Genomic DNA, 11557 nt, shown 5'->3' on the forward strand with positions numbered 1-11557 from the left:
CAACAGCTACCGCCTAAAGGACAGGTTAAAAACCGGGCTATATGCTAGCCCGCGTAATAACGTCTAGTTTTTAAAAAAGCCAGGGTGGGTCAAATTTTATCTGTTAAAAATGGGTCAATTTAAATCCACTATTGACAAAAGATTTTGTAGATTTTGTGTATTACCATGCAAAGAATGATGTTCCATTGGTGGACATATACTCCAAATTAAAGCTTGTTGCTTAAATGTTTAGTGCTATTATACCAATATAGGATTATATAACCAATATTGGTAATTTAACTTTCAAATTTGCAGAACAAGAGTTACCAATTCTTTTGGTAGAACACCCATAATAAAACACCCCTTTCTGATTTTATGTTGTTAATTTTGACCAGAAAGGAGCTTCATTATTCATCCATACACAAAATTTTGGACAGTCTCTAAATAACAAACAGGTTATGTCCAGTTTTTTCTCCTACAATACATCTTACTTTTATCATTATTGGTGTATAAAATTACCCTGAGAGTAACAACAGGAATTACCTTGCTTTTCTGGTTAATGTTTTTCTAAGGTTTACATGGTGTTCAAAACGGCTTACAAGCCGCTTTTTTTGCATCAGTTATTAAAATAAAGCCAAACAGATAAAATATCACGTGGACTATAAAACCGGTTTGGTTTCTGGGTTTTAAAATGTTGTTGATGAAGATGAAAAATTTATTGAGATAGGAAGAGGGTATATCCCACAAATATACCCCTTCCTTGTTCTTATGCTGCAGGCTGTCAATTTATTGAAATTTGTTCTTCCATGAAGGATTTTATTACAAAGTCGCCGTATGCTACTGAACCATGCTCTTCCAGGTCAAGGCCTTTAATTTCCTCATGAGAAGAAGCCCTCAGACCTACAGTGGCTTTTAGGACGCTAAAGAGTATGAACGAAGTAGCTACGGTCCATATAAATGTGGTCAAAACGCCCAGTAGTTGAATCAGCAATAGGCTTGTGCCGCCCCCGAAGAATAGACCTCCGTCGGTTGCAAAAAGGCCTACCATGATGGTTCCGAATGAGCTGCACACGGCGTGAACCGAAATGGCTCCCACAGGGTCGTCAATTTTCGCTTTTTTCTCGAAGAATTCCACCGATATCACCACCAAGATTCCCGCGGCTGTGCCTATTATGACGGCCGAGGCGGGATTTACCGCCGCAGCGCCTGCCGTGATGGCCACCAACCCAGCTAAAGCACCGTTTAAGGTCATGCTGACATCCGGCTTTTTGTACTTAAGCCAAGTATAAATCATGCTAGAGGTGGCGCCGGCGGCTGCGGCCAAATTAGTGGTAACCGCGATGTGGCCTATGGCTTCGGTTGTGCCTGATAAGGTACTGCCCGGGTTAAAGCCAAACCAACCAAACCATAACAGGAATGTGCCCAGGGCGGCTAACGTAATGCTGTGGCCCGGAATGGCGTTGACTTTTCCATCTTTTGAGTATTTCCCCAAACGCGGGCCTACCATCCAAGCGCCTATCATGGCGGTCCAACCGCCAACTGAGTGGACTACGGTAGAACCGGCAAAATCAATAAATCCCAGTTTGGATAGCCAACCACCGCCCCAAGCCCAGTGCCCGACGACGGGGTAAATGATCAACGATATGATGGCGCTGTATATGCAATATGCGATAAATTTTGTTCTTTCCGCCATGGCACCTGATACTATGGTAGCCGAAGTGGCGGCAAACACCGTCTGGAAAATGAGGAAGGACTCCAAGGGGATATTAAGTTCCAAATGCTCAAAGCTGTTGAGCATGAAAAATCCACTGCCACCCAAGAAACCGCCTATATCTTTTCCGAACATTATGGCAAATCCAACTGCCCAATATATTAGCGAACCTATGCAAAAATCCATGAGGTTTTTCATGACGATGTTGCCCGCATTTTTGGCACGGGTAAGTCCTGTTTCTACCATAGCAAACCCTGCCTGCATGATGAACACAAGGAATGCAGCGATCAAAACCCAAACGTTGTCGATGGCTTTAATCAACGCATCTAAAGTCATGTCATTCTCTCCTTTCACAATTTATTAAAGTTCCGAAACAGGGGACTGGCGCCAGTCGGATTTAGGAGCTTTATACTTATAAAGCAAAAAAGCGCTTTATGGATTTTCTCCACAAAGCGCCTTTGCTTTATAGTTGATGCCTCGTTGCATCGTTATTATATCACTATTGTATTACAAATAGATAATACTACAGTTCATCGGAATTTTGCAAGTCATTTTAGTTGAGTTTGCATATAGATTTATCTAATGACTCGTATAATATACAGAGATACATAGAGCAGGAAAATTTACAGTTTAAGGTCTATAATGCTAGATTGCCGCGTTCGCCCGTTCTGATCCTTATGGCATCTATGACGTCATATATGAAGATCTTGCCGTCGCCTACTTCTCCTGTTTTAGCGGTATTTTCAAAGATGCGTATTATGTCTTCAACGCGCTCGTCTTCTACCACAATTTCGATCTTGATTTTGTGAAGCAAGTTTAGGGAATATTCGCTGCCTCTGTAAAACTGCTTATGGCCCTTTTGCATGCCACAGCCGGTGACGGGGGTTACCGTCATACCGTGTATCCCAAATTGATTCAGCGCTTCCTTTACATCTTCAAGTTTGGAAGGCCTTATTATGGCTTCTATCTTTTTCATGGCATTTCCCTCCTTCATAAAATTTGGAATTAATGTTAGCCGTAAATCATAGCATCATAATTTTGCAATTGCCTAAAAATTTAAATAATTTACAATAATTGGACAAATAACTTTATGATTTACTTTACTGGCTTGGGCCGGCCGGTTTTATTTTTTAACCCTTTATCATCCATGGATGGTTTCTGATGGAATTTTGTAAAAATCTCGTTAGAATCAGATGTAATTACAGCAAAATAAATAGGCGCTTTTGGGATAACTGTCCCTTAAAGCGCCTTTGCCAGCCAACTCGTACCACATTGTACGACGATATATTTATATTATAACACTAACATATTTTTCGATAATTTGCAATATGCAATTTTTAAAAATTTAACTTGCATAACCGGTAAAGACCGATTGAAAATTCGTCTTTTACCTTAATTATCCTATGTGGAAACTGCATTGTTTTAATCCGATTATGACTCTCCTTTTATGGTATGACGCTTTATTAACGTTATGCTATAAATATAGCTTTATATATGCTTATAAGACACATAACTTTTTCGTATGGACCTTGAATACTGTATGCGAATACATTTGTTTAATGTAATTTGCGTGGAGTTGAAATTCCTGTTGTTAAATCATATTGGCTTGTTAGATTCAATATCTTGATTATGGCTTGAAAAGGGGTGAAAGAATTTGTGCGGGATTGTGGGCTGGATAGATTGGGAAAATGATTTAAGGCGACAGACGGCGATACTAAAAAATATGATGGATACTCTTGTAAATCGCGGCCCCGATGCTTCGGGAATGTGGGTATCCCGGCACGTAGCGTTGGGGCACAGAAGGCTTATAGTAGTGGACCCTGAGGGTGGAGGGCAACCCATGGGACGCAAGATAGGGGATAAAAGCTTCGTTATAGTGTACAACGGAGAGCTGTACAATACGCAGGAGTTAAGGGCTCAGCTCAAGGACCTGGGATATGAGTTTCAATCCTATTCAGATACCGAGGTTCTTCTGGTTTCCTATATAGAATGGGGACCAGAATGCGTAAAGAGGTTAAACGGCATATTTGCTTTTGGCATCTGGGATGAGATGAATCAATGCCTATTTCTAGCGCGGGACAGGTTTGGCGTCAAACCTCTTTTTTATGTGAAAAAGGGTAATGCCCTGCTTTTTGGTTCAGAGATAAAGGCGTTGCTGGCTCATCCTGATGTACATCCGTGCGTTGATGAAGAAGGCCTGGCCGAGATCTTTGCCCTGGGTCCAACCCGGACGCCCGGCCATGGCGTATTCCGGGATATAAAAGAATTGAAGCCAGGTTACTGTATGCTGTATACGCGGCGGGGCATTAATGCGTGGCGTTACTGGGCTTTAGAAAGCCTACCCCATACCGATGACATCGATACCACAGCGTTCAAGGTGCGTGAATTATTACAAGATGCTGTAGAGCGGCAGTTGATAGCTGATGTACCGGTATGTACCTTGCTGTCAGGGGGCCTGGATTCCAGTGCTTTAACGGCTTTTGCAGCACAAGCATATGATAAAAAAGGAATGGGACCATTGCACACTTTTTCTATCGAATATACAGGGAATGAGAGTTATTTCCGACCTAGCCAGTTTCAGCCGGATTCGGACGAAGGGTGGGTAAGGCTGGTTTCGGAATTTCTAGGGACGTACCACCGTACAGTCAAAGTTGACACTCGCCAGCTGGTGGATGCTTTGGCAACGGCTGTCCGTGCCCGCGATTTGCCCGGAATGGCCGACATAGATTCTTCGCTATATCTCTTGTTTCGGGAAGTAAAGAAGCACGCAACTGTGGCTTTATCTGGTGAGTGTGCTGATGAAATATTTGGTGGCTATCCCTGGTTCCATAGAGAGGACTTGCTTCAAAGTAATACTTTTCCCTGGTCTAGATTCCTTGATAAGCGGCTGTCTGTGCTTTCTAGAGAGCTGCGTTCAAAAATAGATTTCAAAGGATATGTGGATAAAGCGTATAGAAATACACTGGCCGAAGTACCCTATCTTGACGGGGAGGGTTGGCTGGAGAAGCGAAGGAGGGAAATGTTTTATCTTAACATAACGTGGTTTATGGCCCAGCTTCTGGAAAGAAAGGACAGGATGAGCATGGCTACAGGGCTTGAAGTGCGGGTGCCTTTTTGCGATCACAGGCTGGTGGAATATGTATGGAACATTCCCTGGGAGATGAAGACATGGGGGCAGCGCGAAAAGGGGATTCTTCGAAGAGCGCTGGAGGGAGTACTGCCGAAGCCTGTCTTGAGCCGGAAGAAGAATCCCTATCCAAAGACGTATAACCCATCATATACGCAAGCGGTGGTGTGTGAGCTAAAGAGGATAATAAGCTGTTCTTCGTCGCCCCTTGTGCAGTTGATAGATGTTGGTGCTGTGAAGGCTTTGATTGAGCAGGTAATAAGCGGTCAGGATGATACGCCGTGGTTTGGACAGCTCATGAGCGGACCCCAGTTTTGCGCATATTTAATTCAAATCGACATATGGCTTAGGCAATATGGCATTAACGTAATAGTCTGATTTTACTTATAGAGTGCACAGAGAATATAACTATAACTTATATGTTGAATAAAAACCGTGAATTTTACTGGCGCTCTCAGAAGAAATATAATTATCAGTGAGAATGCAAATGAAAAACTGTTGTTTGGAGGGTATACGATGGTTAAAGCTATTGTAGGTGCTAATTGGGGCGATGAAGGGAAAGGCAAGATTACCGATATGCTGGCGGCAGAATCGGATATAGTGGTCAGGTTTCAGGGAGGGAGCAATGCAGGGCATACAATAATAAACGGTTACGGAAAGTTTGCCCTGCACATGCTGCCCTCGGGGGTGTTTTATCAGCATGTCACTAATATCTTAGGACCGGGCGTTGCTCTCAATATAGAGGTGCTTATAAAAGAATTGAAAGCTTTGGAAGAGAAAGGGGTGCCACGGCCCAACATTCTCATATCTGATCGCGCTGAGGTGGTAATGCCGTGGCATATACTGCTGGACAGATATGAAGAAGAGAGGCTGGGCAGCAGGCAGTTTGGCTCTACCAAATCAGGTATTGCGCCGTTTTATTCGGACAAGTACTACAAGGTTGGGATACAGGTGTGTGACCTCTATTATCCTACCGTATTGAAGGAAAAAATAGATTCTATACTGGAAGTTAAGAATTTATGGCTCAAGACTCTTTACAATGCTCCTCCTATAGATGGGCAAAGGGTTTATAACGATTTTTTGAGTCTGGGACAAGAGATAGAGCATATGGTGTCTGATACCACTGCTTTTTTGCACAAGTCTATTAAGGAGGGCAAGAGGATTTTGCTGGAGGGGCAGCTAGGCGCTCTCAAGGACCCAGACCATGGAATTTACCCCTATACCACATCTTCGTCTCCCTTGGCCGGCTTTGCTACTGTTGGTGCAGGTATCCCGCCTTATGAAATTAAGGAAATCATAGCCGTGGTAAAGGCATATTCCACATGTGTAGGGGCTGGCCCCTTTGTAACAGAGATTTTCGGAGAAGAGGCATCAGAGCTCCGAGAGAGGGGTGGCGATGCAGGGGAATACGGGGCCACGACCGGTCGACCAAGAAGGATGGGATGGTTTGATGCGGTGGCGACAAGATATGGCTGCAGGATACAGGGTGCAACTTGTATAGCATTAACGTTGCTGGACGTGCTGGGATATCTCGATGAGATACCCGTATGCGTTGCTTACGACATCCAAGGGGATGTGACGCAAGACTTCCCTGTTACGCCCCTGCTTCCTAAAGCTAAACCTGTATATAAGATGTTTCCTGGCTGGAGATGTGATATAAGTCGAGTCAGGAAGTACGGTGACCTTCCTGATAATGCTAAAAGATACGTGGAGTTTATAGAGGAGTTCGTAGGCATTCCAATTAAGATGATATCAAACGGCCCGAAGAGGGAAGACATAATATTGAGGTAGATGTTTTGGAATACAGGGGTGAAGCCTATGCCCTCATCAAACAAAAAACAAAAGAGGCAATTTTGAAATTGCCTCATCTGAAGCCATTTGTCTTTGAAAAGCCAATAAGATTGCGGGTTGAGCTTACATAAAGAGGTATCCTGCCGCCGCAGTATTTAAAACCGTATATGAAGATCATCGATGGCAGGACCTATGAGGTTTAGGGGTCTACCATGGAAGAGGCGCTGTTTAGGCTTTAGCCCTCTAATTTTTTTATCAGCAGTTCGTTTATAAGTTGCGGGTTGGCCTTGCCTTTGGTGGCTTTCATGGCCTGCCCCACCAGGAAGCCGATTGCCTTTTTCTTGCCCTTTTTGTAGTCGGCTACTGAATTCGGATTTTCCTGGATTACCCTTTCGACTACTTCGAGCAGGACCGATTCATCGTTTAAAACCTCAAGGCCCTGCTCCTTGACTATTGTCTCGGGGTCTTTGCCGGTGTCAAACATCTCTTCAAAGACTTTTTTGGCTGTAGGGCCGTTTATTACTCCCTTGTCTATCAAAGCCACCAGCTTGGCCAGATATGCTGGTGAGAATGGGATTTCGGCTATTTCCATGTTCTTTTCCCTCAGTATTCGCAGCATATCTCCCATGACCCAGTTGCTGACTGCTTTGACGTTGGTGCTTACCTTTGCTGCCTCATCGAAAAAGTCGGACAGCTCCTTTGAGGATGTTAAAACCCCTGCATCGTATTCGGGTAAACCGTACTCCGATATATACCTCTGCTTTCTGGCGTCGGGAAGCTCGGGCAGCTCATTTTTCAATCTTTCAATGAGCTCTTTTTTAATTATCAAGGGAGGCAGGTCGGGTTCGGGGAAATACCTGTAATCCTGCGCGTCTTCCTTGCTTCTCATGGGATAGCTTTCTCCCTTGGCATCATCCCAGCGCCTGGTTTCCCTGTGGATCACTCCACCGGATTTTATGACCTCGATTTGTCTGGCCACCTCGGCCTCTATGGCCCTGTATACAGCCCGGAAGGAGTTCAAATTTTTCATTTCCGTCCTCTCGCCCAACTGTTTGGAACCTTTGGGACGAACAGAGATATTGACGTCGGCGCGGAGGGAACCTTCCTCCATCTTGCAGTCAGAAACCCCTATGAACTGCAGTATGGCTTTGAGCTTCTCAAGGTAGGCCTTTGCTTCTGCTGCCGAGGATATATCGGGTTCGCTCACTATTTCAATGAGCGGCACCCCTGTACGGTTGTAATCCACAAAGGAATAGTTGCCGTATTCGCTGTGTACCAACTTGCCGGCATCTTCCTCTATGTGGATTCTGTTTATGCGTATTTTCTTTTTCCCGTTTTCGGTCTCGATTTCAACGTACCCGTCCTTGCACAGCGGCAGGTCGTACTGGGATATCTGATATCCCTTTGGCAGGTCGGGGTAAAAGTAATTCTTTCGGTCCTGCTTGGTAAAAAGGGATATTGTGCAGTTTGTGGCCAGTCCGGCTTTTATTGCATATTCAACTGCCTTCCTGTTTAAAACCGGCAGCGTTCCCGGCATGCCAAGGCAAATGGGGCAACAGTGGGTGTTTGGCTGGCCACCAAATTCGGTGGTACATGAGCAGAATATCTTTGATTTGGTGGATAGCTCAGCATGTACTTCCAATCCGATTACCGCTTCGTATTCCATCGGTTTCACCTCTATCATTGTTTTGTCCAATTTTGGTTAGAATTTAATTTTACTCGTTTAAACTGGGCCACGCTTTGTGAAAATCCGTGTTCTGCTCAAATGTATAAGCCGCTCTTATAACGGTTGTCTCGTCAAATCGCTTTCCGATGATTTGAAGCCCTATGGGCAGGGACTTGCTGTCAAACCCGCAGGGGATTGAAATGGCAGGAAGCCCGGCGATGTTGACGGGGACCGTGAATATATCTTCCATATACATTTGAACAGGGTCGTTGATCTTTTCGCCTATCCTGTATGCTGTTGTGGGGGATACCGGTCCTATGATGATGTCGTACTTCTCAAAAGCCTTATTGAACTCACGGGTTATGATAGTTCTTGCTTTGAGGGCCTTTTTGTAGTATGCGTCATAGTATCCCGAACTCAATACATATGTGCCCAGGAGTATCCGCCGTTTTACCTCGGTGCCAAATCCTTCGCTCCTTGACCGCATGCAAAAGTCCAGCATGTCTTTGGGGTTGGCAGCCCTGTAGCCAAATTTTACGCCATCGTATCTAGCAAGGTTGGAACTGGCTTCAGCAAGAGCTATTATGTAGTATGTAGGCACCACATACTCCATAATGGGGATTGAGATCTCTTCGCATTGCGCACCCAGGTCTGAGAACACTTTGACGGCGTTGAGCACAGCATCCCTTATATCCTTTTGTACGCTGTCATCGATAAATTCACGGGGTAGGCCTATCTTCAATCCTTTTACATCGTTTACCAGCGCTTTTGTGTAGTCGGGGTGTTGCCTTCTTGAGGAGGTTAAATCCATGGGGTCATGGCCTGCTATCGCGTTCAAAACCAGCGCACAGTCGGTTACCGTCTTGGTCAAAGGTCCGATCTGGTCAAAGGAAGACGCATAGGCTACAAGGCCGAACCTCGAAACCAGGCCGTAAGTCGGCTTTAAACCGACGCAGCCGCAAAATGAGGCAGGCTGCCTTATGGAACCGCCGGTGTCCGACCCAAGAGCGTATATGGCTTCCCCTGCGGCTACTGCGGCCGCCGATCCACCGCTTGATCCGCCCGGTACCCTTTCGGTATCCCACGGGTTTTTGGTCTTTTTAAAGTGGGAGCTTTCTGTAGAGCTTCCCATGGCAAACTCGTCCATGTTCAGCTTGCCAAGCAACACTGCCCCGTTGTCGTAAAGCTTTTTAACCACATGGGCATCGTAAGGCGGTACAAAATTGCTCAGCATTTTGGAAGCGCAGGTGGTAGGTATGCCCCTGGTACATATATTGTCTTTAATGCCCATGGGTATGCCCGCCAAGGGAGAGTTTAAAGTGCCTTCGTCTATCATCTTTTGGACCTTTTCGGCCTGTTCCATGGCCTGCTTTTCAGTGACGGTTATATAGCACTCAAGCTTTGAATCCAGGCTCTCTATTCTGTCTAGCATGTATCTCGTCAGTTCAGGTACGCTGATCTCTCTTTTGCTTATCAGGTCATGCAGCTGGCTTATGGTGTATTCATGAAGCTTCACGAACTTCCCTCCGTTCTCTTAAGCGTTGGATGTTATGTTGTTTTTGGTAAAAGTTGTAAATAAAGCTTTTTGTTGTTATTTTTATATGCTAATTTTCTGAGACCGTATCTTGCCCGTAAAAGAGAAAAAACGGCACTAAAGGATAGACGGATTGGCTTTTGGAGCCTCGTTTTTACCATGATGCAATTCCAGAGTTATTCAACCACCCGTGGCACAGTGAAGTATTCTGAACCTTCCTCTTCTTCGGGATGCAGCAAATCCTCCCTATCGTATGATTTGCCGACGATGTCGTCCCGCAGAGCGCCCTCAAATACGTCTTCATCCATGACAAGGAATTCCATGGCATTTATGTTGGATGTATCCAGCTCTTTTAACTTGTCAAAGTAAGAGATAATTTTGCTTATGTCTGCCACCATGCTGTTTTTTTCGTTTTCATCAAGCTGCAGCCTTGCCAGCATCGCGATGTACTCGATTATTTCTTTTGTTATTGCCATAACAATTTACCTCCAATATCAAAAATCAACGCAAAAACATCACATATATGAGGATAAACTTTTTATTTTCCGGTTTCAAGAATTATTTTTAAAAATTTTTACGATTTTATTTTAGAAATACTTATAACATCATTTTTATTTTAGAAATACTTTAGAAATACTTATGATAGCATTAAGTTATGCTTATGGAAGCGTGGAAGGACCTTTGTAAAGCCACGGTTGGTTTAAAGTAAATCAGCGTTGTGCTGCAGGTTCTTGGCCGAGTTTAACGCTTTTTCTATAATCCGATGGGGATAGCGATGTGATGCTCTTGAATGTCCTTCCAAAGTGTGCCACGCTTCCAAACCCCACTCTTTGAGCGACTTCTATGATTTTCATGTCGGTGCCTTGAAGCAGCTTTTGTGCCTCCTTTACCCTTATGAGGTTTAAATATTCTACAAAATTGAAACCCGTTACCCGTTTAAAAAGCCTGCTTAAATAATACGGGCTTATATAAAATGTTTTGGAAAGCGTTGTGAGGCTTAGTTCTTGGCTGTAATGCCTGTTTATATACTGAACGATCTCCGAAATCTTCTGGTGTAGGGGATCAGAGGCCTCTATCGTCTCTGCCAGAGATTTCCTTTTTTGTCCCCTTAAGCGGACGAGCAATACCAGCAGCTCAAGAAGATAGGCCCTAAGGCAGATGCTGGACCCCGGCGCCTTTGCTTGTTCCTCCTGCAGCATCTTGTTTAGCAGGTGTTCTACCATTATCTGTTCATAGGGTTCAAGCCTGATGACCGGGCTGCTCATGTCAAAGGCCTGCAGGAGCAGGGCTCTTTCCTCGGAAGACACGGCATTCAAGGCCTCATCGGTAAAATCCACGAGCAGCCTTTCATGGTCGGGGATCGAGCTATCGATGGTCCTGTGCACCACATTCTTATATATGAGAACTATATCGCCTTTTTTTATGGCGTAAATCCTGTCCTGGATGAAATAGTTCCTCTCGCCGTTTAGCAGATAGTATATCTCATAATGTTGGTGGTAGTGCTGAACGGGCATGGTAAAATGCCCCCGCCTCTTTGAATGGGTGACTTTCACCAAAAATGGAGCGCTCTTCACCTTGTGTGTTCTGTATCCTGTCATCTTCCCTTCATTCTCCTCCCCAATTAAATATTAACTCAAATTTGCCGATTGATAAAGCAAAATATGAAGTGTTTTTAGCGATTTAAGCAAAAAAATAAGCAGAAATTATAAAAATATTGCTATATAATAAACGCAAAAAGAGATTTAAATC

The 11557-nt window shown here is 44.4% G+C and carries 8 protein-coding genes; 2 read left to right on the forward strand and 6 right to left on the reverse strand.

The window, feature by feature from the left end; translation table 11 throughout:
- Positions 1-760 precede the first annotated feature (760 nt).
- Both KVG29_RS09425 and KVG29_RS09430 read right to left on the reverse strand, forming a co-directional pair.
- A complete protein-coding gene (locus KVG29_RS09425; protein WP_252228151.1) occupies positions 761-2026 on the reverse strand; it encodes an ammonium transporter in 1266 nt (421 codons plus the stop codon).
- Positions 2027-2327: 301 nt separating this feature from the next.
- Positions 2328-2666: a P-II family nitrogen regulator gene (locus tag KVG29_RS09430; RefSeq protein WP_252228152.1), complete on the reverse strand. Its 339-nt coding sequence runs from the start codon at positions 2664-2666 to the stop codon at positions 2328-2330.
- 678 nt (positions 2667-3344) lie between these two features.
- On the opposite strand from KVG29_RS09430, the gene asnB reads away from it, so the two are divergent.
- Both asnB and KVG29_RS09440 read left to right on the forward strand, forming a co-directional pair.
- A complete protein-coding gene (gene asnB / locus KVG29_RS09435) occupies positions 3345-5195 on the forward strand; it encodes an asparagine synthase (glutamine-hydrolyzing) (RefSeq protein WP_252228156.1) in 1851 nt (616 codons plus the stop codon).
- Between the two features lie 138 nt (positions 5196-5333).
- Positions 5334-6608 carry an adenylosuccinate synthase gene (locus KVG29_RS09440; RefSeq protein WP_252228157.1) on the forward strand — a complete coding sequence of 425 codons (1275 nt, stop codon included), beginning with the start codon at positions 5334-5336 and terminating at the stop codon, positions 6606-6608.
- Positions 6609-6843: 235 nt separating this feature from the next.
- On the opposite strand, the gene gatB is transcribed toward KVG29_RS09440, so the two are convergent.
- From gatB to KVG29_RS09460, 4 genes are all read right to left on the reverse strand, one after another.
- A complete protein-coding gene (gene gatB / locus KVG29_RS09445; RefSeq protein WP_276576502.1) occupies positions 6844-8292 on the reverse strand; it encodes an Asp-tRNA(Asn)/Glu-tRNA(Gln) amidotransferase subunit GatB in 1449 nt (482 codons plus the stop codon).
- 31 nt (positions 8293-8323) lie between these two features.
- A complete protein-coding gene (gene gatA / locus KVG29_RS09450; protein ID WP_252228158.1) occupies positions 8324-9790 on the reverse strand; it encodes an Asp-tRNA(Asn)/Glu-tRNA(Gln) amidotransferase subunit GatA in 1467 nt (488 codons plus the stop codon).
- A gap of 194 nt (positions 9791-9984) precedes the next feature.
- Positions 9985-10284, reverse strand: coding sequence for an Asp-tRNA(Asn)/Glu-tRNA(Gln) amidotransferase subunit GatC (gene gatC, locus KVG29_RS09455; protein ID WP_252228160.1), 300 nt, complete (start codon positions 10282-10284; stop codon positions 9985-9987).
- Positions 10285-10518: 234 nt separating this feature from the next.
- Complete coding sequence (locus KVG29_RS09460) at positions 10519-11406, reverse strand: AraC family transcriptional regulator (RefSeq protein WP_252228161.1); 888 nt, start codon at positions 11404-11406, stop codon at positions 10519-10521.
- Positions 11407-11557 lie beyond the last annotated feature (151 nt).

The sequence above is a fragment of the Caldicoprobacter algeriensis genome, assembly GCF_023838525.1.
Classification (GTDB): domain Bacteria; phylum Bacillota; class Clostridia; order Caldicoprobacterales; family Caldicoprobacteraceae; genus Caldicoprobacter; species Caldicoprobacter algeriensis.

What these genes read in the sequence shown, in the direction of transcription:
- KVG29_RS09425 (WP_252228151.1), bottom strand. Translation starts at nt 2,026, where the DNA reads ATGACTTTAGATGCGTTGATTAAAGCCATCGACAACGTTTGGGTTTTG.
- KVG29_RS09430 (WP_252228152.1), bottom strand. Translation starts at nt 2,666, where the DNA reads ATGAAAAAGATAGAAGCCATAATAAGGCCTTCCAAACTTGAAGATGTA.
- KVG29_RS09440 (WP_252228157.1), top strand. Translation starts at nt 5,334, where the DNA reads ATGGTTAAAGCTATTGTAGGTGCTAATTGGGGCGATGAAGGGAAAGGC.
- gatB (WP_276576502.1), bottom strand. Translation starts at nt 8,292, where the DNA reads ATGATAGAGGTGAAACCGATGGAATACGAAGCGGTAATCGGATTGGAA.
- gatC (WP_252228160.1), bottom strand. Translation starts at nt 10,284, where the DNA reads ATGGCAATAACAAAAGAAATAATCGAGTACATCGCGATGCTGGCAAGG.
- KVG29_RS09460 (WP_252228161.1), bottom strand. Translation starts at nt 11,406, where the DNA reads ATGACAGGATACAGAACACACAAGGTGAAGAGCGCTCCATTTTTGGTG.